This window comes from Runella limosa DSM 17973, from assembly GCF_000482465.1.
Lineage (GTDB): Bacteria > Bacteroidota > Bacteroidia > Cytophagales > Spirosomataceae > Runella > Runella limosa.
On sequence record NZ_AXVJ01000025.1, the window covers coordinates 157,557 to 178,764 of the forward strand.

22 protein-coding genes are annotated in these 21,208 nt (G+C 43.9%); 4 read left to right on the forward strand and 18 right to left on the reverse strand.

The annotated features are described in order from the left end of the window. Positions 1–2 precede the first annotated feature (2 nt). Positions 3–1,475 carry a DUF1501 domain-containing protein gene (locus K339_RS0100690; protein ID WP_028521879.1) on the forward strand — a complete coding sequence of 491 codons (1,473 nt, stop codon included), beginning with the start codon at positions 3–5 and terminating at the stop codon, positions 1,473–1,475. Positions 1,476–1,589: 114 nt separating this feature from the next. Here the strand turns inward: K339_RS0100690 and K339_RS0100695 are convergent, their stop codons facing one another. The 15 genes from K339_RS0100695 to K339_RS0100765 form a co-directional block, all read right to left on the reverse strand. Continuing rightward, positions 1,590–2,060, reverse strand: a complete 471-nt coding sequence (locus K339_RS0100695) for a hypothetical protein (RefSeq protein ID WP_028521880.1) — start codon at positions 2,058–2,060, stop codon at positions 1,590–1,592. A gap of 241 nt (positions 2,061–2,301) precedes the next feature. After that, complete coding sequence (pth, locus tag K339_RS0100700) at positions 2,302–2,862, reverse strand: aminoacyl-tRNA hydrolase (protein WP_028521881.1); 561 nt, start codon at positions 2,860–2,862, stop codon at positions 2,302–2,304. 32 nt (positions 2,863–2,894) lie between these two features. Further along, complete coding sequence (locus K339_RS0100705; protein WP_229598672.1) at positions 2,895–3,683, reverse strand: LytR/AlgR family response regulator transcription factor; 789 nt, start codon at positions 3,681–3,683, stop codon at positions 2,895–2,897. A gap of 2 nt (positions 3,684–3,685) precedes the next feature. Further along, positions 3,686–4,729 carry a sensor histidine kinase gene (locus K339_RS35640; RefSeq protein ID WP_051397715.1) on the reverse strand — a complete coding sequence of 348 codons (1,044 nt, stop codon included), beginning with the start codon at positions 4,727–4,729 and terminating at the stop codon, positions 3,686–3,688. Positions 4,730–5,053: 324 nt separating this feature from the next. Next, complete coding sequence (hslV, locus tag K339_RS0100720) at positions 5,054–5,596, reverse strand: ATP-dependent protease subunit HslV (RefSeq protein ID WP_028521883.1); 543 nt, start codon at positions 5,594–5,596, stop codon at positions 5,054–5,056. Positions 5,597–5,707: 111 nt separating this feature from the next. Continuing rightward, the gene (locus tag K339_RS0100725) at positions 5,708–7,333 is read right to left on the reverse strand and encodes a pyruvate dehydrogenase complex dihydrolipoamide acetyltransferase (RefSeq protein WP_028521884.1); all 1,626 of its coding nucleotides are present in this window, start codon (positions 7,331–7,333) and stop codon (positions 5,708–5,710) included. A 92-nt stretch (positions 7,334–7,425) separates the two neighbouring features. Continuing rightward, positions 7,426–7,584: a hypothetical protein gene (locus K339_RS36915; RefSeq protein WP_157607432.1), complete on the reverse strand. Its 159-nt coding sequence runs from the start codon at positions 7,582–7,584 to the stop codon at positions 7,426–7,428. A gap of 7 nt (positions 7,585–7,591) precedes the next feature. Beyond that, positions 7,592–7,777 (reverse strand): Txe/YoeB family addiction module toxin, encoded by a 186-nt coding sequence (locus K339_RS32240; RefSeq protein WP_310586582.1) that lies wholly within the window; start codon positions 7,775–7,777, stop codon positions 7,592–7,594. 72 nt (positions 7,778–7,849) lie between these two features. Continuing rightward, entirely contained in the window at positions 7,850–8,086 is a 237-nt protein-coding gene (locus K339_RS0100735) for a hypothetical protein (RefSeq protein WP_028521885.1), read from the reverse strand. 13 nt (positions 8,087–8,099) lie between these two features. Next, on the reverse strand, positions 8,100–9,887 hold the full coding sequence (gene lepA, locus K339_RS0100740; protein ID WP_028521886.1) for a translation elongation factor 4: 1,788 nt from the start codon (positions 9,885–9,887) through the stop codon (positions 8,100–8,102). Between the two features lie 223 nt (positions 9,888–10,110). Continuing rightward, complete coding sequence (locus tag K339_RS0100745; RefSeq protein WP_028521887.1) at positions 10,111–10,452, reverse strand: XisI protein; 342 nt, start codon at positions 10,450–10,452, stop codon at positions 10,111–10,113. Then, on the reverse strand, positions 10,440–10,853 hold the full coding sequence (locus K339_RS0100750; RefSeq protein WP_028521888.1) for a XisH family protein: 414 nt from the start codon (positions 10,851–10,853) through the stop codon (positions 10,440–10,442). Before K339_RS0100750 ends, K339_RS0100745 begins: the two co-directional genes overlap by 13 nt. 57 nt (positions 10,854–10,910) lie before the next feature. Next, the gene (locus K339_RS0100755) at positions 10,911–13,145 is read right to left on the reverse strand and encodes a DUF5916 domain-containing protein (RefSeq protein WP_028521889.1); all 2,235 of its coding nucleotides are present in this window, start codon (positions 13,143–13,145) and stop codon (positions 10,911–10,913) included. Positions 13,146–13,202: 57 nt separating this feature from the next. After that, positions 13,203–13,859, reverse strand: coding sequence for an NAD(P)-dependent oxidoreductase (locus tag K339_RS0100760; RefSeq protein ID WP_028521890.1), 657 nt, complete (start codon positions 13,857–13,859; stop codon positions 13,203–13,205). A gap of 138 nt (positions 13,860–13,997) precedes the next feature. Then, positions 13,998–14,333 (reverse strand): hypothetical protein, encoded by a 336-nt coding sequence (locus tag K339_RS0100765; RefSeq protein ID WP_229598673.1) that lies wholly within the window; start codon positions 14,331–14,333, stop codon positions 13,998–14,000. A gap of 137 nt (positions 14,334–14,470) precedes the next feature. On the opposite strand from K339_RS0100765, the gene ade reads away from it, so the two are divergent. Together ade and K339_RS0100775 are read left to right on the forward strand one after the other, a co-directional pair. Beyond that, complete coding sequence (ade, locus tag K339_RS0100770) at positions 14,471–16,117, forward strand: adenine deaminase (RefSeq protein ID WP_028521892.1); 1,647 nt, start codon at positions 14,471–14,473, stop codon at positions 16,115–16,117. A gap of 93 nt (positions 16,118–16,210) precedes the next feature. Then, a complete protein-coding gene (locus tag K339_RS0100775; protein ID WP_028521893.1) occupies positions 16,211–16,792 on the forward strand; it encodes an RNA polymerase sigma factor in 582 nt (193 codons plus the stop codon). Positions 16,793–16,858: 66 nt separating this feature from the next. Here K339_RS0100775 and K339_RS0100780 read toward each other — a convergent pair whose 3' ends face one another. Then, positions 16,859–17,377, reverse strand: coding sequence for a GNAT family N-acetyltransferase (locus K339_RS0100780; RefSeq protein ID WP_028521894.1), 519 nt, complete (start codon positions 17,375–17,377; stop codon positions 16,859–16,861). Positions 17,378–17,499: 122 nt separating this feature from the next. On the opposite strand from K339_RS0100780, the gene K339_RS0100785 reads away from it, so the two are divergent. Next, the gene (locus K339_RS0100785; protein WP_028521895.1) at positions 17,500–18,762 is read left to right on the forward strand and encodes a replication-associated recombination protein A; all 1,263 of its coding nucleotides are present in this window, start codon (positions 17,500–17,502) and stop codon (positions 18,760–18,762) included. On the opposite strand, the gene K339_RS0100790 is transcribed toward K339_RS0100785, so the two are convergent. Together K339_RS0100790 and K339_RS0100795 are read right to left on the reverse strand one after the other, a co-directional pair. Beyond that, the gene (locus K339_RS0100790) at positions 18,759–19,514 is read right to left on the reverse strand and encodes an enoyl-CoA hydratase/isomerase family protein (RefSeq protein WP_028521896.1); all 756 of its coding nucleotides are present in this window, start codon (positions 19,512–19,514) and stop codon (positions 18,759–18,761) included. The genes K339_RS0100785 and K339_RS0100790 overlap by 4 nt on opposite strands. Positions 19,515–19,523: 9 nt before the next feature. Beyond that, the gene (locus tag K339_RS0100795) at positions 19,524–21,065 is read right to left on the reverse strand and encodes a DUF5723 family protein (protein ID WP_028521897.1); all 1,542 of its coding nucleotides are present in this window, start codon (positions 21,063–21,065) and stop codon (positions 19,524–19,526) included. Positions 21,066–21,208: the final 143 nt, after the last annotated feature.

The window sequence follows — 21,208 nt, forward strand, 5'->3', positions numbered from 1 at the left end:
CCATGAAACTTCAAAACGAACTTCAACTCGAATCCGCTCTGTTGGAAACTCGGCGGCATTTTCTCAAGCAATGTACTTCAGGGCTGGGCATGATGGCCTTAGGAACCATGTTTGGAAGCTGCGGCAACGGAAGTACTAAAAAACAGCTTGTTGCAAATCCATTGGATGTCAAGATTCCACATTTTGCAGCTAAGGCTAAATCGGTGATTTTCTTGCACATGTGCGGTTCTCCGTCGCAACTTGAGCTGTGGGATTACAAGCCCGAATTGGCCAAATTGGACGGCAAACCTTGCCCCCCTTCGTTTTTGGAAGGCAAAAAATTTGCATTCATCCGTGGAGTACCCGACATGCTTGGGTCGGTAGGTGTGTTCAAGCAACACGGCCAATCGGGCGCGTGGATGTCCGATTATTTTACCTACTTACCCCAAATGGCCGATGAAATTTCGTTTTTGAAAGCCATGTACACCGACCAATTCAACCACGCTCCCGCACAGTTGTTTATGCACACGGGTAGTGCCCGCTTAGGTCGGCCGTCAATGGGCTCGTGGGTAACGTACGGGTTAGGTTCTGAAAACGCCAATTTACCAGGCTTTGTCGTCCTTACGTCGGGAGGAAAAGCCCCCGATGCGGGAAAATCAGTCTGGGGAAATGGATTTTTACCATCGGTATATCAAGGTGTGCAATGCCGCTCCGAAGGTGACCCCGTTTTGTTTTTGAGCGACCCCAACGGCTTAGACCGAGATTTACGTAAAAAAGCCATTGATGCCCTCACGGCGGTCAATCAACAACAATACGAGGAATTTAAAGACCCCGAAACGCTGGCCCGCATTGCTCAGTACGAAATGGCCTTCAAAATGCAGGTATCGGTACCCGAAGTGATGGATATTAGCAAAGAACCCACCTACATTCATCAACTCTACGGCACGCAACCAGGGCAATCATCTTTTGCTAATAACTGCCTTTTGGCGCGTAAATTGGTGGAAAAAGGCGTTCGTTTTGTACAGTTATACGACTGGGGCTGGGATACCCACGGCGACGGAAAAGGGACTTCGTTGGAATTTGGGTTACGTGATAAAATCAATCAAATCGACCAATCCATCACGGCTTTACTGTTGGATTTGAAACAACGTGGTATGTTGGACGAAACCTTGGTGGTGTGGGGCACGGAATTTGGCAGAACGCCGATGCAAGAAAACCGCAACGGCAAAAAAATGCCTTTCAAAGGCCGCGACCACCATACGGATGCGTTTACGTGCTGGATGGCAGGCGGCGGTGTCAAGCGAGGATTTAGTATGGGAGAAAGCGATGAGCTTGGGTATTTTGGCATCAAAGACCGAACGCACATTCACGATTTACAGGCGACGATTTTGCACCAACTTGGTTTTGACCACGAACAACTCACCTACGAGTTTCAAGGACGAAATTTCCGACTGACCGATACTGCGGGCAAAGTGATTAGAAACGTGATTGCCTAAAAAAGATAAAGCCCCGCTATCGTGAGCGGGGCTTTATACTGACTATTCCTAAACCCTTAACCTTTTCTACATGAAAAAACTAATATTATTATCTATCAATTTTTCTCTTGTTCTTTAAAAACCATTGAGTGAGCTAATTTGTTCCCCTTGATTTTCAAGTTCTTCGCTTTCCATAAGACTGTTCCAGTCTAGCTTCCAGAGAAAATTGATGTTATGCGATGTCTTTTTTAAACTTTGCAACCAGTCTTTCGCATTTGTATCATTGCTACTACTCAGCGAATGAATCATTAGACTAACTGCGTTTCTAAACTGCTTTTGCTTTTCAGCGTCAACATTCAAAAACTTAGACGGGGAGTTGTTGTAATAAGTCACAATTTCTACAAAAACTTTCCAATCTTCTTGCTCAACGAAAGGCGTGTACTGTTCATTGATGTACTGTTCAAATGCCTTTTGTTGTGCTTTCACCAGTGAAGTAACCTTCGGGCTGGCGTTTGTTTTGTTACTTTCTTTTGCGTTTGACTCGGTCGCTAAAAGTACAAACCCGAGTGCAATTGCAAATATAATTGAGTTAACCGTTACTTTCATAATAAAGTTCAATTTTGCTCTTGCTCATTGAACGATACAAAGGTCGGGATAAATTTTTAATCTCCAAATTTCCATTTTCCGCAAATTAAAATATTATTTCGACTAAACTTCTATAAATAAGGGTTTTAGGAACAGTATAAGTAAGATTTATGATTTTTGTCAGAATTTTATTTTGGTTAAAAAAATAAAATGTCGATAAAATTTTTTTTAACAAAAAAATAAAGTTCTTTAAAAAATACAATCATTGATTGAAATTATTCATCGTATTTTGTATTCCTAAAGTACAAAAACTGAGTACTGCGTCGCCAGCACGGTCCAAATCGATAAGTAGTTCTTCAAAACTATCTTCTGGAAAATTACTCAAAACATACCTAACCTGCTGTCCGCGCGGAAAATCACTTCCTACCCCAAAGCGCATTCGGACGTATTCTTGCGTCCCCAACAATTCTTCAATGTTGCGCAAGCCATTGTGCCCGCCATTCGAGCCTTTGGGTTTGATTCTTATTTTTCCTTGCGGCAATTGGATTTCGTCCGTAATCACCATCACATTTTCCAAAGGTACTTTAAACGCATCCATGTAGTACCGAAGTGCCTTGCCACTGAGGTTCATGTAGGTGGTGGGCTTAATGAAGTAAATTTGACGCCCTTTGTGTTTAAACTCAGCCGTATAGGCGAGTTTTTGCATCGTAAACTTAAAATCATGCTGCGCTGCAAGACGGTCGAGCACCATAAATCCAATATTATGCCGCGTAAGGGCATATTCTGGGCCTATATTTCCAAGGCCGACAATCAAATATTTCATAGTTTAGACTGAAAATAAAACGAAGGTAGTAACTACTTTTTAGAAGCGACTATTTTTTGTTGAAGGCCATTAAAAAAGGCTTCTCGGTAGGTATCTCCCAGTGGAATGTGGCCTTCGGCAACCATAATTTGATTACCGTCAATTCCCTGTATTTTGCCCAAAGCAACAATGTACGACTTGTGTACCCGCAAGAAATAGGTTTTGGGTAAACGCTCTTCGAGTTCTTTAATGGTAAGAAGCGTAACGATTCGTTTGTCATCGGTGAAAATCGAAACGTAGTTTCCCAGTCCTTCGACGTATCTTATTTCGGAAAGAACCACTTTCAGCAATTTTCCTTTGGTTTCGGTCTTCACAAAAATATAATCGTCGAGAAACGATGTCGTCGAAGTAGAGGCCGTCTTGGGTTGCTCTTCTGCCTCAAGTAGGGTTTGAGCCTTTTGAACTGCTTTCAAAAAACGTTCAAAACGCATGGGTTTTAACAAATAATCAACAATGTCTAAATCATATCCTTCGAGCGCATATTCGGGATATGCCGTGCAAAGAATGACTTTTGTCCGCCCTCCGAGAAGTTTTAAGAATTGAATGCCCGTAATTTCAGGCATGTGTACATCCAAAAACACCAAATCAATCGGCTCTTTTTGAACAAGTTGGAAGGCTTCGATGGCATCGGTTGTTGCAGCAACCAGCTCTAAGTTTGGGATTTTTTCGACATATCGCGAAATTATGTCCAAGGCATGTTGCTCATCATCAACGGCAAGACAACGAATTGACATCGTAATTGGGGATTGGTCCGAACCACAAATGTACAGATTCTCACTCATTGTTAAACGTGATTTATGACCAAGTTAACCTCAAAATAGTACTTAGTATCGTTGATTCTTAGCTGGTGTGAATTTGGGTAAACCAACTCTAACCTACGTCGTACGTTGTTTAGACCAATACCACTTGAATGATCCTTCGGGCCTTCCGACTTTCGATTTTTCACCGTAAACACCAACGAAGAGTCAGACGCCACCTGAAGATTTATTTGGAGCGGCTCTTGGGGATTAGTGGTTTTTCCATGTTTAAATGCGTTCTCTACAAATGAAATAAGCACTAAAGGTAAGATACGCTTGTTGGCTACATTTCCTTCCACGCTGAATTCTACCGCCAATTTATTCCCAAAACGAAGTTGATGAATCGTAATAAAATTTTTAATATGGTTTACTTCTTTTTCCAGTGATACCAAGCCCGTTTCGTCTGTATCGTGCAAGCTATATCGCATCATATCCGACAATAACAAGATGGCGTCCCCCAACGATTCTGAAAGTGGCACTGCCTGCGCGTGTAAGTAGCTAAGGCTGTTGTAAAGAAAGTGGGGATTGATTTGGTTTTTAAGCGAACTTAGCTCCGCAACCAACGCCATTTTCTCCAATGTTTGGCGTTTTTTTTGTTCCTCAAAATAGTCCATCAACACACGGTACCCAAACCCCACAATCATAAACACCAACGATGTACGAAGCAACCAAGGGAAATATTCTAAAAAGCTACTTAGGTATTCGGCCGAAAGAGACCCAAAAAGCAACTCCGTGACGTAGGTTCGGAAGAATGAAAAAACGGCTGTTACTGATATTTGCAACGCCAAAGAGCTCAACAGCCATTTGGTTTTATTTCCAGAATAAGGGACTATTTTAAGCAGATACGCATAGCCATAGGTAACGCCTGTCACCAACACCATGTGCAACACAAACCAATAGAAATAGTGCCACGTAAAGGTTTGCTCAAATCGTCCTTGCAGATAATTGCTTATTGAGTCCTGTAGAAGCAGCAACGCCCCCCAAAAAGCCCAGAAATAAATGTGGTATTTGTATTTATGCCATTGGTTCATTTTGCTGTGAAATTCTTTTTAAGACAAATATCGGTTACATAATCATTATGATATTGGTTTATTGGACGAATTTGGCTTTTGGGCTGACCAACGATGGCTTTGTCCATGTGAAACTCAAACCCATAATGTTTCAATTTCAAACCGCGAATAGGGGTGTTTATCACTTTTTTTAGCAGGATATACCACTAGACCCTACTTTTGAATCACCCAACAGCCATACAGCCATTTAATTATTTTCTTTCAGTCATGAAAACGACAAGCGCCCCGTCATTGAGTTGACGGGGCGCTTTGTATAAATATAAAAGCTACTACAAATCCATTGGTTTAGTCGTTGACTTTTTCCACGACTAAATTATGGTTGGTGTAAATGCAAATGTCGGCAGCGATGTGTAAACTTTCACGCACCATCTCTTCAGCAGAAAGGTGCTGTGCGTGTTTTTTAAGTGCTAATGCCGCCGACTGGGCAAACATAGAACCCGAGCCAATGGCTGCCACCTGATTGTCGGGCTCAAGAACGTCTCCCGTACCCGAAATCACAAGTAATTCCCCTTTTCCCGCCACAATCATCATGGCTTCCAAGCGGCGTAAATAACGGTCGGTACGCCAATCTTTGGCTAATTCGATCGCAGCACGTTTCAAGTTTCCTCCGTAGGCGTTTAGCTTTTCTTCAAAACGCTCCATCAACGTAAAGGCATCGGCCGTTGAACCTGCAAAACCTGCAATTACTTTCCCACCTGCTAGGCTTCTTACTTTACGAACATTGCTTTTTGCCACGGTATTTCCCATCGTAGCCTGCCCATCGGCCCCTACAACTACCTCGCCGTTATGAATAATTCCCACTACTGTAGTGGCATGAATTGGTTGCATATTTTTAAAATTTGTTTTGACTGTTCATCCCCTGGTTTTAAAGAAAAGTAACCCATAAAAAATCCCTCTCCCGACAATAACGCAGGAGAGGGACGATATGGTTTCAGAATATTAGACTAACATTCCGAGTGGGTTTTCTAACAACTTCTTGAACGTTTGCAAGAAAGCAGAACCCGTAGCACCGTCAACGACACGGTGGTCGCACGAAAGCGTTACTTTCATGATGTTGGTAGGATAAATACTACCGTCTTCTTTGAACGCTGCTACTTTCTTGATACCACCCACGGCCATGATACACGAATCTGGTGGGTTGATGATCGCCGTAAACTCGTCGATGCCGAACATCCCTAAGTTAGAAATCGAGAAGGTATTGCCTTCCCAATCTTTAGGCTGAAGTTTTTTGTCTTTGGCTTTACCTGCCATGTCTTTCACTTCGCTCGCAATTACCGAAAGTGTTTTCTTATCAGCATCCCGAACCACAGGAACCAACAGGCCTTCATCGACCGCTACGGCTACCCCTACGTTAACGTAGTTGTACTTACGGATTTTATCGCCTAACCAAGCCGAATTGATGGCTGGATGTTGTTTAAGTGCCAACGCTGCCGCCTTGATAACCATGTCATTGAACGACACTTTCACTGGGCTCACTTCGTTGATTTTACCGCGTAATTCCATCGCCTTATCCATCGTAATTTCCATGGTAAGGTAGAAATGCGGAGCAGTAAATAGGCTCTCGCTCAAACGACGCGCAATCGTCTTACGCATTTGCGATATAGGTGTATCTTCAAAATCTCCAACCGAAGGAGCGGCCGCTGGTGCAGCTGGCTGTGCTTTTGGAGCGGCTGGTTGCGTAGCTGCTGCTACTGGTTGTGGGCTGCTTGCAGAAGCACCATCAATGTCTTTTTTCACGATACGACCACCCTCGCCCGAACCAACGACTTGGCTTAAATCAACACCTTTATCTTTGGCAAGTGCTTTTGCCAACGGAGAAGCCTTGATACGTCCATCTCCGCTTGTAGCAGCTGCTGGAGCAGCGGTTGCGACTGGCGCAGAAGCCGCCGCTTCTGGGGCTGCTGGCGCAGGTGTACTAGCTGCTTGTGGGCTTAGAAGAGATTGATAATCAGCTCCTGCCTCACCAACAATCGCAATAATGCCATCGACAGGTACGGCTTCGCCTTCTTTCACTCCTAAATAAAGAAGCGTTCCGTCTTCATAGTTTTCAAGTTCCATTGTCGCTTTGTCGGTTTCGACTTCGGCAATAATGTCACCAGACTTCACTACATCTCCTACTTTTTTCAACCATGCTACAAGCACCCCTTCGGTCATCGTATCCGACATTTTAGGCATTCGTACCACGGTGGCATTTACAGGTGCAGCTGGGGCTGCGGCCGCAACAGGAGCAGGCGCTGGCGCAGCTACTTCTTGGGGAGCAGGCGCGGCTGGAGCTTCAGCGGGGGCAGGCGCAGTACCTCCACCCAACAATGCTTGATAGTCTTCGCCTGGGGCTCCAATAATGGCAAGAATACCATCAACGGGCACGGCAGACCCTTTTTCTACGCCAATGTAAAGCAGTGTACCTTCTTGGTACGACTCCATGTCCATCGTCGCTTTGTCAGTTTCTACTTCGGCGATAATATCACCTGATTTGATTACATCTCCTACTTTTTTGTGCCAAGCTGCAATGACCCCTTCGGTCATTGTATCAGACATTTTGGGCATTCGGATTACTTCTGCCATAGTGAGTGGGTATGAATAGGGAATCTTTTTTCGTTAAATTTCAAGGGTCAAAATTAGTAGAATCACGCAAAAGTCGTCATCTTCTTTCAGAATTAGTTTGACTTTTGGGATTCAAAGTTTATTCCGCTGTATATTTCTTCCATTGGAATTTCGGCTTGGATGGAAGAAAATGCGACGGTTTGGTCGAGTTGTTCATATACTCGGTATTCTACGATAGCGTAGTAATGATGGCTATGTTCTGGCAATCCCATAAATACTTCATTTATAATGTCCGCGACATGCTACAATTGTCACTCTTTGATCATCAACTTTATAAACCAGTCGGTGTTCATCGGTTATTCGTCTCGACCAATACCCCTTTAAATCTCCTTTCAATGGTTCTGGTTTTCCTTTTCCTACAAAAGGCGTGCGTTTGACTTCTTCAATCAGCTCAACCAAGCGCAAAAAGGTCTTTAAATCATATTTTTGCCCATTGAACGAAATCTTCCCATGCCTTTTGATGGAAGGTAGTATCTCTCATTGAGTTTTAGAAAGGCTTTGAAGAACCGTTTGATATTCTTCCTCTTTATAAGAAACTAAGTTCTTTCCTTCCTCAACATCACTAATCCGTTCCAAAAGCTCATTCATGGAAAATTCTTCTTCTTGAATAGCAAGAGTCAATTTTATATTCTTCCCACGATACAAACTTTTGAGGCGTTTCAAGAAATTCCTATCTAGTTCATCAAAACCATTGAAATCAAAAGTAGCAGTCATAAATAGTGATTTATTAATTGATCTTCAACACCGCCATAAATGCTTCTTGAGGAATCTCTACGCTGCCCACTTGACGCATTCGTTTCTTTCCTTTTTTCTGCTTTTCCAACAATTTACGTTTACGCGAAATATCCCCGCCGTAACATTTTGCCAATACGTCTTTTCGCATCGCTTTGACGGTTTCACGGGCGATAATTTTTTGACCAATTGCCGCTTGAATCGCAATTTCAAACATTTGGCGCGGTATCAATTCCCGTAGTTTTTCGCAAAGTTTTTTACCCCATTCATAAGCCTTCGTACGGTGAACAATGGCCGAAAGTGCATCCACTCCGTCGCCATTAAGCATCACGTCTAACTTAATCATGTCTGATTCGCGGTAGTCGAGCAGCTCATAGTCAAGGGAAGCGTACCCACGAGAAATGGTTTTCAATTTATCAAAGAAATCAAAAACTACCTCGGCCAATGGCATTTCAAAAATCAATTCAACGCGCTCGGCAGTCAGATAATTTTGGTTTTTCAACAAACCGCGCTTATCCATACATAGCTTTAAAATTGCGCCAATGTATTCCGACTTCGTGATGATTTGGGCCTTGATAAATGGCTCTTCTATCCACGAAATATAGGTTGGCTCAGGCATTTCGGAAGGAGCACTTACTTCTAATTCCGCACCTTTGGTCGTCACTACCTTAAACTTCACAGAAGGGACGGTGGTAATAACCGTCATGTCAAACTCACGTTCCAAACGCTCCTGGACAATCTCCATGTGGAGCATTCCCAAGAACCCACAACGGAACCCAAAACCCAAGGCCGCCGATGTTTCGGGTTCCCACACCAAGGCTGCGTCGTTGAGCTGGAGTTTTTCCATCGCTTCGCGCATTTCTTCAAACTCACTGGTTTCGACGGGGTATAATCCCGCAAATACCATTGGTTTTACTTCCTCAAAACCTTTGATAGCTTCTTTGGATGGCTTTTCGGTATGGGTAATGGTATCGCCCACTTTTACCTCTTTGGCTACTTTAATTCCCGAAATCAAATAACCTACGTCGCCACATTCAATGACGTCTTTAGGCTCTTTTTCGAGGCGAAGCGTTCCAATCTCGTCGGCGTTGTATTCTTTACCCGTCGCCACAAATTTTACTTTGTCGCCTTTACGAATGCTTCCGTTCTGAACGCGGAAAATTACTTCAATCCCACGGTACGAGTTAAAGACTGAGTCAAAAATCAACGCTTGAAGCTCCGTAGCTGGATTTCCTGACGGGGCAGGAATGCGCTCTACGATTGCATTCAAAATATCTTCAATCCCAATACCTGCTTTACCCGACGCAGGAATGATATCGTCGCGGTCGCAGGCCAGAAGATCCTCCATCTCGTCTTTTACCTCTTCAGGCATTGCCCCTGGGAGGTCGATTTTATTCAATACAGGAATGATGACCAACCCTTGGTTCATAGCCAAATACAGGTTAGAAATCGTCTGCGCCTCTACTCCTTGCGAAGCATCGACCAACAAAAGAGCCCCCTCACAGGCTGCAATCGAGCGCGATACTTCGTAGCTAAAATCAACGTGGCCTGGTGTATCGATGAGGTTAAGGGTATATTTTTCTCCCTTATACATATAATCCATCTGGATAGCGTGGCTCTTGATGGTGATACCCCGTTCCCGTTCCAAGTCCATATCATCTAACAGCTGGGCCTGCATCTGACGGTCAGTAACCGTTTTGGTAAACTCCAACAAGCGGTCGGCTAAAGTACTTTTGCCGTGGTCAATGTGGGCAATAATGCAAAAATTACGAATATTCTTCATTCAAAAAGTCGTTATACTAGCTCACCAATAGACAATTGGTTTGCAAAATTACGTTAGATTCGCCGAATAACAGCGGGTTGAAGGGGATTGTTTCACGATGGCTTTCTAGCAGAGTATTTTTGTCTTCTTTTTAACTATGAAATAGGCAAACTTCATTATGAAGTTTGCCTATAGTTGTTACTGAATTAAAACCTAGTTTTACTAATGTAATGTATTTTGGGTCTCAAGCCGTAGCAAACCCTGAAAATCGCCGAGCACTTGGAGAAACAAAGCCCAGAACAATATCATTTCTATCCACTCCATTTGCCATCAATTCGTCCACTACTTCACGTTCAGTATTATTACACTGAATCCAAATTTTTCCGTCAATAATATCGAAATGAAAAATGGGGCCAAAGATAAAATGTTTGCCTTTCCAGCCTACCGAAAGCAACTGAAAACTATTATGCTCTTTGTCAGCTAAGACTCTTCGTTCCACAGCTGTAGTTGTAGTATTTCCTGTCTCACTGTTGTAGCGATTTAAGAAATCGAGAATTACCTCTTGATAGTGCTTTATTTTATCCATTCCACAATTCGGTTTTCGTCGGGATTATAGACAACAATTTTTGCTCTAATACGCTCTAATGATTTCTGAATAACTCGCTTTTGAAAAAAACGCAACCATACCTCTTCTGGTATAGCTAAAAATAGTACTCGCTCTGGATCTTGAATTTCTAAAGCTACATAATAATCGTTAAACTGTCCTACTGCCTTGTGAAACTCATTGATAGTTGACGGACCTACAAAACTTTTAACTTCCACTGCTATTCTTGCATTGTCTTTTTCAGCAGCAATGAGTGGTTCAGCTCCCAAGTCAATTTCGTAGCCAACCTCATCTACTTTAATAGCATAAGGATCATGAGTTATTAACCAGTTGTCTTTCTCTAATGCTATTCGAACGTTGTCGTGATAAAAATCTTTAGCCATGCTGTATTTTTTAACAAATTTAACCGTTTACAGCGTTCAATCAAGCATCACAAAATTCTACAAATTAAACCAATACGTCAATTTCGCCTGAATAGAACGGTTTCTTGACTCTCCGTTTGCTGTGTTATAATTGTCGATATAGACCAAGAAGAAATCAGACACGGGGGCAAAACGCCATTGAAAACGGGTGTTAACATTCATGTTCTCAAACTGACTGTTGTACTGCAAAAAAGTCGTCAAAAATACCTTTTTGGAGAAAGTCCAATCCAACCGTGGCCCAATTAGAAACACATTGTTTTCTCCGATTGGTAAATTGATTCGATTGTACGTAAAATTCATTGCTAACGCAATGTAAGGTTGATAACGGTAATTGATAGAACCCGCCAAGCTTACAATCGTACCGTCGTAGTACTGACCAATCAGCGGTTGGGCAAACAACCACCATTTTTTACGCTGGTCAGAGAAGTAATTCAACGACGCATTGTAGTACGTATAACTTCCCCCCTGCTTCAACGACGGCAATTTTCCGTTGCTTCGTAAAGCATCAAAATCCGAAAATAGGTACGTGTAATTTTGGTTCAACGACAACAACATCCGTGCAGAACTTTGGAACGACATCGACAAAAATGGCCCCGCAGTTCGGTCGGTGATACCTACGTTAGGCATCGAATATTGCTCCAACGCCACTCCGACACTGTATCGATTGACCAAGCGCGTTCGGGGATAAAACGAAAATCCAAGTGTAGGATTGATACGCAAGAAGTCCTTGCGTGGTACAAAACCTACTTCAGCGTCGTAGCCTTTTCCGACCCAATCGTGCGCCCAACGAAAAGTGTATTTAAGGACGCTGTACATCAACGAAAATCCGTTGGCAAACGCATCTTTTTGTTTGGTTTCACTGAAAGATTGATGATAATACGCTTTTCCTTGCCAACGACTGTCTCTAGAAGTAAAATTATACTCCAACCCTCCTACGCGGTTGTAGGCCGTCAGCTTGGGACTCATTTCTGGGTGCAACGTTTGTTTATTGACAAAAATCGCGGCAATGTTTGAGCGGCTAAACACCTTCCGCTGCACCGACGCCACGGCAAAGTTTGCACCCGAAATCCCCTTAAATTCATCGTCGGCGGTTTGGGCATTCAGCAAACCTATGCGCCAGTTGTCATCCAGTTTTCCGCTCAAACGCGCGCCGTACACGATACGATTAGGCACGCCCAAGCCCGTGGTCGAATCTTTGGCAATCCCAATTTGACGTGAAAAAAATGGGCTCAAAATCTGATTTCCCGCTCCGCCCAAGTTGCCCTGCGGAGGCAAAAATGGGTTGATAACGTAGCTACCAAAACCCGAAAACAAATCGGAGTTTTCCAGAAAAAACTGACGCTGTTCGGGAAGGTTGATGTCAAAACGAGTCAGGTTAATTATCTGACGATCCGCTTCTACATTGGAAAAATCTGGGTTGACCGTCAAATCTAAATTCAGTCCAGAGGTGACCGCGATTTTGGCGTCTCCCCCCACATTGAACCGAGTTCCGTTGTTGGGATTATTTCGATTGACAAAATCCTGCGAATTGCCCGTAGCAATGTACGGAATGAGTGAAATATTCGCCCCCGTTTTTCGCAATGGTTTTTCAAACACAATTGGCATCGAATACCCCAAATTCATAATCAATTGATTTTGGGGTATTTGAATCACCGTACTTTGTTCATTAATCTGAGTATCAAACCGATAACTTTTAAAGAGCCACTGGGTAGTTCCTTCTTTAAAACGCAAGGTTGTAAACGGAATAGCCACCTCAGTGGTCCAATAGTTGTCGTAAATTTTCGACTCTGCCGTCCATTTATTATCCCAAAACTCGCTGAAGAACGTATTATCGGTTGCTCCGTTGTACAACAATGCCTCCCGCATGACGCCCAAAGGATTGGTGCCAAACAGAAAGGCATTGGTACGGTCGTTGAAGGTATCAAAAATAAAACTCACGTTGTCATTGCTGCCTGCCCGATAATCCCGACGGTACGACAATACTACGTAGTTTTTATGTTGTGCATAGCATTTGGCACTGACATAGATGTTTTTATCGTCAAATGTCAATTTCACTTCGGTTTTGTAAACAGCCTTGAGCGTATCGGCAGGAAAATACTGCCAAAAGGTTCCAATCGTAGGAATGGCCGCCCACGTTTGTTCGTCAAGCACACCGTCTATTTTTATTTTTTCATTGGTAAACTTGACTTGATAAGGCGGCGCGGTTTGGGCCAATGCAAAAAGGGGCAAGCACAACAATAGTAAAAGTCTCATCTCAATACGCAAAACGGTTTAGGTCAACAGAAGGCACTTAACAAGCCACAAAACTACTCATACTGAGCCAATAAACGGAGCTTTTTGCCAATATGTACGGTCACTGAGTTGAGCTATCAGAAAGCACGCCAAATCGGTTGCGCTAATTTTTTCACCCAGCATGTCTTCTGTACTTATTAAAACCTCTTTTCGACTATCTGTCAGCTCGATAAGTGGAAGCCGAACCAATGTCCACTGCACTTCACTGGCACTCAAAATTTCATATTCTCGTTGTTTATCGGCGGTAGAAAGCGGGAAATTTGTTCTCATCCATTCGGTTGAGAACTGCGTTTTAGCACTTTTTTTGTCAAAAGGCGTATCGACGTTCAATCCTGTAGTCACAATATACCGTTCGATGTTGCACTCGTTCATCGCTCTAAGTATGTTTTGCGTAGATTGACTAAAGATTGTAGGTTCACTATTAGGGATACCTAAACCCAACGTACTTATCACCGCGTCACAGCCTTGAATCAACCAACGCACGACTTCATAATCTCGGACATTGCCATCCAAAATTTCAACCGCAGGATGATTATAAAACAAAGGTAAGTCTCGTGAAGAAGCATCACGAACCAATAACTTCAAACGAAAGCCTCGTCGAAGCAGTTCTTGTAATAAATAAGCGCCTGATTTACCTGTGCCGCCTATCACGGCAATAATTGGGGAAGAATTCATAAAAGTCTTTGTAAAAATTGAAAAATAAGAAAACCATCAGTCGTTATTTCATCGACTGAGAAGGATGGTAATACTCAGAAGCCACCCACGTTTCGCGTATTTTTACAAAGAGATTTTAATGAGACAAATGTACCTTTTTTACAAATACTTCCAAAATGCCCACGGTTTTCGAGTAGTGAGGTAACTCAAATTTTGGTCATTGGCATAGGCTTCGCGCTCAAAACAAATGTTTCGGTAGGCTCGATAGCGGTGACGATAAACGATAAGGCGCACCAGATATTCCAAAAGATACCAAACATAAAAAAGTAACAAGCCCATCTCCGCCTGTTGCCGCAAGTGAATCCGCTCGTGGTTAATAAGCCACGCAGGAGGATTTTGTTTCTTAAAAAAGACCCACGGAAAAAAAGTCAGTCCACCTACCCAAAGGAAAGGGACATGCACCGAAATCATGGGTAAACGCGGTCGTTTTAGCATGAAATTGTCAAAAATTTGATTTCTTTTAATGAAAAATCTAATTTTAGCACTCTTTGGCGAAAAGTTAGGAGTTTCTGGCACAAATCACAAAATCGTCGTTTCTCCCTTTGACCAAACCATTAACCTTTACAAGCCCCATGCGATTTACTGCCAACCTCCTCAATGTGTTTGATCACATTATTTCTTATGCCGAAATCGACGTTGAAGACACCCGCATCGTCAACATTTCTATTCTTGGAGGAGAACGAGTAGGTGCTCCCTACGTACTACCTGGTTTTATTGATGCCCACGTACATATCGAAAGTTCGATGCTGACACCCGCCCAATTTGCCCGACTGGCCGTGGTACACGGCACAGTGGGAACAGTTTCTGACCCGCACGAAATTGGGAATGTACTGGGCGTAAAAGGCGTCGAATACATGATTGAAGACAGCCGACGAGTACCGTTTAAGTTTTGCTTTGGTGCGCCGTCGTGCGTACCTGCGACCACTTTCGAAACCGCAGGCGCCACCATCTCCGTCAAAGAAGTTCGGCAATTGTTGGCATTAAAGGAGATTGGTTATTTGGCCGAAATGATGAATTTTCCTGGGGTGCTTAACGAAGACCCTGATGTAATGATGAAGATTCAGTGGGCCAATGCCTTCAACAAACCCATCGACGGCCACGCGCCTGGGCTTCGGGGAGAAGCTGCCAAAAAATATATTGAAACGGGCATCACCACCGACCACGAATGTTTTACGTACGAAGAAGCATTTGAAAAAATCCAACTAGGACTCGAATACGTCTTGATTCGAGAAGGAAGTGCGGCCAAAAACTTTGAAGCGCTTATTCCACTGATGGCTCAGTATGCTTCCCGACTCATGTTTTGTTCGGACGACAAACATCCTGATAACCTGGTCGATGGTCACATCAACCAACTGGTGAAGCGCGCTTTGGCCAAAGGCTACAAGCTTTTCGATGTCTTACGAGCTGCTTGTGTCAATCCTGTGTTGCATTATCGCCTGCCAGTGGGGCTACTGCGCGAAGGCGATTCGGCAGACTTTATCATGGTGGATAATCTGAACGATTTTACCATTCTTGAAACATACATCAACGGCCAAAAAGTAGCCGACCGTGGCACGTCTCTCTTGCCTGATTTGCGCAGTCCAATCGTCAATCAGTTTGATTGTCAGCCTTGCCAAGCATCCGACTTAGCCATTCCAGCTCCTAGTACTTTTCTTTCTTTGAAAGTCATTGAAGCCCTAGACGGGCAGTTAATCACGAATCTTCTTGAAATGCCCGCCCGCGTCGAAGCGGGGTGCATTGTTTCGGATACCGAGCGCGATATTCTCAAAATCGCGGTCATAAATCGGTATCAGCCTGCCCCTGTTGCCATTGGTTTTATCAAAAATTTTGGCCTTACGCAAGGCGCATTGGCTTCGTCGGTAGCGCACGATTCACACAACATTATTGCAGTAGGTTGTGATGATGAAAGCCTTGCCAAAGCCATCAATTTGGTGATTGAAGCCCGAGGCGGCGTCAGTGCCGTAGATGGTGAAGGGAGTGAGCATATTTTATCGCTGCCAATCGCAGGTTTAATGTCGGATAAAGACGGCTACGACGTCGCAAATCAATATACAGCGCTCGATTCTTTTGTTAAGCAAACGTTAAATTCAACGCTTGCGTCCCCTTTTATGACCTTATCGTTTATGGGGCTACTTGTAATTCCTTCTCTGAAAATGAGCGATTTAGGATTATTTGATGGGAGTACATTTCAATTCACCAAATTATATTCTGAAAATTAAATGTAAAAAAAACACTTTTTATTTTGCAACTTAATATAAAGAAAATTACATTTGGGCTGTGATTGTTTCAAAACCCCAAACCCCTCCACCCAAATGCCCCGGTTTCATCTAACTACTCAGGAAGAGGTAACTCTTTGGAATCAGTTTCGTCAAGACGACGAGGCAGCGTTTGCAAAACTTTATCAATGTTACGTTCAGCTTTTGTACAACTATTGTACGCAATTTAGTGTCGATAAAGCTTTGATTAAAGATTGTATTCACGATTTGTTTGTAGAACTTTGGCAACACCGTCACACGCTTGGTGACACCACATCGGTTCGTTATTATTTGATGGCTTCGATCAAACGTAAATTGGTTCGCCATCTCAATGCCCAACAAAAAAATACGAGTAGCGAAGAAATTCCTTTGGAGTACCACCACCTTTACACTGCTTCGGCGGAGTCGTACGTAATCGCTCAAGAAGAGTATTTACAGACCAACCGCAACCTCAACGAAGCCATGGAGCGCCTCCCACGCCGTCAGCGCGAGGCCATTTTCTTGAAGTTTTATGTCAATATGACCAACGAAGAAATTTCGAACTTCATGAAAATTAACATCCAATCTGTATATAATTTGGTTTTTGGTGCTTTGACAAGCATGAAGAAGCAATTATCGGCCGAGCACGTAATTGTTTAAAAATATATTACTATTCCGACACCTTAATCTTGTGCCCGCAACTGAGTTGCGGGCTTTTTTTATCTATTAAAATTCAAAAGTATCCCACACAAATCGACAAGCCTTTACGGTGCTTCCTCCTGGCATTATTTCAGTAAGCGTCGCTTGGTTTGTTCCTCCTACTTTTTCGTAAAAAATGCGGGCGGGATGGTTATCTTCCAGTACTTTGAGGTAAAGCTTGGGTTGCTGGTAAGCTTCTAAACTCCACTCATAGACTTTCCGCATCAACTTCCTTCCAACTCCTCTCCCTTTCAACTCAGGCGCTGCGTGTAGGTTATCAATGAATGTACCGAAAGGGTCCGTTGAGCTACCATAAGCGCACACAAATCCCATGGCATTGCCTTGGTCATCGACACACAAAATAATGCGTTGGTTTTCGGCGGGTTGTTCAATTCGTTCGGTCCAGACCTTGATGCGGTCGGCCGTTACATGATTGTCGAGATAATCGTCCGACAACATACCTCGGTACGTTGTTTTCCAACTCGCCGCGTGAAGGTGAGCAATCGTCTCAATATCGTTGGTAGTAGCAATGCGAAAAAGCGCCATAAAATGTAGAATGTTATAGTTCCAAAGATACGTCCTAGAAAGTATTTTGGGAATAGTAAAAAAGGAAAACTGCGCGAAAAGGCACAAAGGTTTGTATTTTTGCCCCACTAATAACAGCAACCATGCCAGCACCCCTCCCCGAACGTATGCGCCCGCGCACCCTTGACGATTTCATCGGTCAACCTCGACTTCTAGGTCGCAATGGCGCACTCAAGCGAGCCCTTGAAAACAACCTCATTCCGTCCATGATTTTATGGGGCCCTCCAGGGGTCGGCAAAACAACTTTGGCGCTCCTGATTGCCGAAACCACCAAACGGGTTTTTCACTCGTTAAGTGCGATTAGTTCAGGCGTAAAAGAGCTGCGTGAGGTATTGGCAAGACCATCGGGTTTGTTTCCTCCTATTGTATTTATTGATGAAATTCACCGCTACAACAAGAGTCAGCAAGACGCTTTACTGGGGGCGGTAGAAAAAGGCCAAATTACGCTCATTGGTGCTACCACCGAAAACCCGTCGTTTGAAATCAATTCTGCCTTGTTATCGCGTTGTCAGGTGTATATTTTAGAAGGGCTAGGTCAAGATGAACTCATCAAAATGCTGCACCAAGCTGCCGAAAAAGACGAAATTTTAAAAACCAAAAGCATTCAATTTGATTCCTACGACGCCTTGCTTCGTTTGTCGGGAGGAGACGGCCGTAAGTTGCTTAATTTGCTGGAATTAGTGGTCAATGCGCATTTCCACGAAAACCCAATCGTGATTAACGATGATACTGTGACGGAGGTGGCGCAGCAAAATTTGGCACGATACGACAAGTCAGGCGAACAACATTACGATATTATTTCAGCTTTTATTAAATCTATGCGCGGCAGCGATCCCAACGCGGCGCTGTATTGGATGGCCCGCATGATTCACGCAGGCGAAGATCCCGTGTTTATTGCCCGACGGATGTTGATTTTGGCATCGGAAGACATCGGCAATGCCAACCCCACGGCCATGATTATGGCCAACGCCTGCGTAGATGCCGTCAAAGCGATTGGCTTCCCCGAATCACGCATTATTTTATCCCAAGTGGTGGTATATTTGGCGACCTCGCCCAAAAGTAACGCTAGTTATGTGGCCATTAACGAAGCCTTGGAATTGGCCGAAAAAACGGCGCATTTACCCGTTCCATTGCACCTGCGCAATGCGCCTACCAAGTTGATGAAAGAAATTGGCTACGGCAAAAACTACAAATACGCGCACAATTACGAAGGCAATTTTACGCCTTTGGATTTTTTACCTGATGAATTGAAGGGAACAAAACTCTACGAACCTGGCCAAAATGCCCGCGAAAACGAAATCAGAAAAAGCCTGCAAAAATGGTGGGGAGATTGGTACGGTTATTAAACCTTAAATTTGGCAATGGCTGCGCGCGTTTGTTCCGACAACACAAGTCGCCCACTCATGGCTGCGCGTTCGTAAAGCAACGTGCTCCAGTGCTCAGTTCCTTCCCAAAACACTTTTTTAAGCTGTCGAAGCGCATCGGGATTATAACTTGCCAGCTGATGGGCTAAGGTAGCTACGGCATCGTCTAATGCTTCGATGGATTCGTACACCTCGGCGTACAGCCCTTTTTCTTTGGCCCAAATTGCGGAATAAAAGGTAGGGGCATTGAGGGTCATTTGTGAAAATGCCGCTACTCCGATTTTTCGTTCGATGGCTGGCCCAATGACAAAAGGTCCAATGCCAATCAGCAATTCGCTCAAACGTACGGCGGCGTGTTGGGTTGCCAAACAATAGTCAGTGGCAGCGGCAAGCCCTACGCCTCCGCCCACGGCTTTGCCTTGCACGCACCCAATCACGACGGCGGAGCTTTGCCGACAGGCATTTATAACATTGGCAAAACCCGAAAAAAAAGTCAACCCTTGTTCTTCGGTTTCGATAGAAGCTAGTTCTTCAAAACTTGCTCCCGCACAAAAGGTACGTTCTCCCCCGCTTTTTAGCACAATCACTTTGGTTCGCTCCTCTTCTCCCACTTCCGAAATAGTAGCGGCCAAACGTTGCAGAAGTGCACTGGGCATTGAGTTTTGGGCAGGATGAAAAAACGTAATGGTGGCAATTCCTTCAGCGGAATGTTCGGCGGTAACGTAGGCTTCCATGTTATTAGATTAACGTTTGCGCTTTAAAAGTTTCTCGTAGGGTGGAAACCAGCATTTGATGGCTTCTTTGGGTTTGCGGTGGAAAAAAGGCGCGTATAGCCCAAAATACAAATCTGCTCCCTGTGGCTTTCCAATACCAAAAATTCCCGTAAAGTGGTCTGTACCAACAATAATAGGACCGATCCTCGCGGCCAATCCGATGGCGACCGCACGGTAGTTGTCATACAAACTCAAAGGAGCAGCAAATTCAATCCAACGCGTTTCGTACCTTGGGGTTACGGCCAAGACCGACTGTGGTCTAATGTTCATGTAGTTTTTTCCCCTCAACCCTTGCACCCAAATGGCATTCACGTACCAAGGGCCTTTATAATGATAATCAAAGCTGACATTGGCCGCCAGCGGAAGTCCTACTTTAAACGCCTGAGGCGCATCGTCTGGATTTACCGACAATGAGCGATTGACTGCCGCCACCGCCAAAGGTGTTGTATTGGCCATGTTAAATTCTGTGTAAGAAAACTCGTCCCTTACTTTTTGGACGTCTATTTCCCTTGCATAATTCAGGTTTTTGTAATTGAGCCGCCCAATATCCGTAATCGCTGCCGAAACCCTAAACTTATACTTGTTCTTGTTTGGGTCAGGTTCTTTGCCTCTCTTGGGGACTTTTCGCGTATATTCATTAAACTCAGGGCGATATTCGTACACTACCCCCAAATCAGCGCCCCAGCTACCACCCGCCGAAGCTTTCCCAAACAGAAATTTAGGACTAAGACCAATGTTATCAAAAGCCGCCCCCGTGGTGTAGCCATAAGTTGCATCGAGGTTTTGAACGACAATAAACTCCCTTTCACGATTTAAACTTTCTACCACAATTCGATGGTCGGTATTTCGTAAATCGGCATGAACGTTATAGACGCCCACCAACCGTTTTACGGTTGCGCCCACTTTCAAAAAATGCTCATCATAATCAGCCACCACCGCTCCCAGCGTCATTCCCATTTCGAGAAATCCATTGGTATTTAATTTGGCCTGTTGGTTGAGAAAATCTTTGCTTTGAAGGTCTTTATTATCAGTTCCGAATCGAATCACCCGCGCGGTTTCTTCCGTGACATCTGTTAGACTCATGGCATATCTCCCACGGCTAGTGAGCCCAATGGCAAAACGATTATTGTTAAAAGAATAAAGCAGTGAAGGCCCGCGCAAATCACCTCCCGCGTGCAAATGTTTACGCTCGCCGTTGAGGCGTTCTTGGTAATATTCTTCTTTCCAAACAATCGCTCCCCGCTCACTTCGGTATTTTTTAGGAACGGTATTGGTCATGATTCCGAACATGGAATACGGAGCAGCCCAACGGATGTAATTATTAGCCAAGAAAATATCGTTCCCTACCAAATTGATGTATAACTTATGTCGCGAATCGGCGGCGTGCGCTGGATTGAGAAAAAGGGCGTTGGTTCCTGCATAGTTACTCGACGAAATTCCAAGCCAATGTTGTGCCCGCCCCTGAACACAGGCAAGTAATCCAACAACAATCATCCAAAAGCGATTCGACATTTTAACAGTAGTAAAGTAGGTGTTGTAAAAGTAAGGGCTCTAAAGTAACAATGTACTTATTTAAAGTAAAAACTTAACGGCAAAATACTATACAAAGTACGGCATAATCCAATAATTTCCGAAACTTGTCCATTAATACTAAC

Excerpts from the sequence above, each read along its gene's own strand:
- K339_RS0100795 (WP_028521897.1), bottom strand. The coding sequence starts at position 21,065 with ATGTCGAATCGCTTTTGGATGATTGTTGTTGGATTACTTGCCTGTGTT.
- K339_RS0100735 (WP_028521885.1), bottom strand. The coding sequence starts at position 8,086 with ATGACTGCTACTTTTGATTTCAATGGTTTTGATGAACTAGATAGGAAT.
- hslV (WP_028521883.1), bottom strand. The coding sequence starts at position 5,596 with ATGCAACCAATTCATGCCACTACAGTAGTGGGAATTATTCATAACGGC.
- K339_RS0100780 (WP_028521894.1), bottom strand. The coding sequence starts at position 17,377 with ATGGCGCTTTTTCGCATTGCTACTACCAACGATATTGAGACGATTGCT.
- K339_RS35640 (WP_051397715.1), bottom strand. The coding sequence starts at position 4,729 with ATGAACCAATGGCATAAATACAAATACCACATTTATTTCTGGGCTTTT.
- K339_RS0100755 (WP_028521889.1), bottom strand. The coding sequence starts at position 13,145 with ATGAGACTTTTACTATTGTTGTGCTTGCCCCTTTTTGCATTGGCCCAA.
- K339_RS0100705 (WP_229598672.1), bottom strand. The coding sequence starts at position 3,683 with ATGAGTGAGAATCTGTACATTTGTGGTTCGGACCAATCCCCAATTACG.
- K339_RS0100695 (WP_028521880.1), bottom strand. The coding sequence starts at position 2,060 with ATGAAAGTAACGGTTAACTCAATTATATTTGCAATTGCACTCGGGTTT.
- K339_RS0100785 (WP_028521895.1), top strand. The coding sequence starts at position 17,500 with ATGCCAGCACCCCTCCCCGAACGTATGCGCCCGCGCACCCTTGACGAT.
- K339_RS0100760 (WP_028521890.1), bottom strand. The coding sequence starts at position 13,859 with ATGAATTCTTCCCCAATTATTGCCGTGATAGGCGGCACAGGTAAATCA.
- K339_RS0100725 (WP_028521884.1), bottom strand. The coding sequence starts at position 7,333 with ATGGCAGAAGTAATCCGAATGCCCAAAATGTCTGATACAATGACCGAA.
- ade (WP_028521892.1), top strand. The coding sequence starts at position 14,471 with ATGCGATTTACTGCCAACCTCCTCAATGTGTTTGATCACATTATTTCT.
- K339_RS36915 (WP_157607432.1), bottom strand. The coding sequence starts at position 7,584 with ATGGGATTGCCAGAACATAGCCATCATTACTACGCTATCGTAGAATAC.
- K339_RS0100775 (WP_028521893.1), top strand. The coding sequence starts at position 16,211 with ATGCCCCGGTTTCATCTAACTACTCAGGAAGAGGTAACTCTTTGGAAT.
- lepA (WP_028521886.1), bottom strand. The coding sequence starts at position 9,887 with ATGAAGAATATTCGTAATTTTTGCATTATTGCCCACATTGACCACGGC.
- K339_RS0100690 (WP_028521879.1), top strand. The coding sequence starts at position 3 with ATGAAACTTCAAAACGAACTTCAACTCGAATCCGCTCTGTTGGAAACT.
- K339_RS0100790 (WP_028521896.1), bottom strand. The coding sequence starts at position 19,514 with ATGGAAGCCTACGTTACCGCCGAACATTCCGCTGAAGGAATTGCCACC.
- K339_RS0100765 (WP_229598673.1), bottom strand. The coding sequence starts at position 14,333 with ATGCTAAAACGACCGCGTTTACCCATGATTTCGGTGCATGTCCCTTTC.
- K339_RS0100750 (WP_028521888.1), bottom strand. The coding sequence starts at position 10,853 with ATGGCTAAAGATTTTTATCACGACAACGTTCGAATAGCATTAGAGAAA.
- K339_RS0100745 (WP_028521887.1), bottom strand. The coding sequence starts at position 10,452 with ATGGATAAAATAAAGCACTATCAAGAGGTAATTCTCGATTTCTTAAAT.
- pth (WP_028521881.1), bottom strand. The coding sequence starts at position 2,862 with ATGAAATATTTGATTGTCGGCCTTGGAAATATAGGCCCAGAATATGCC.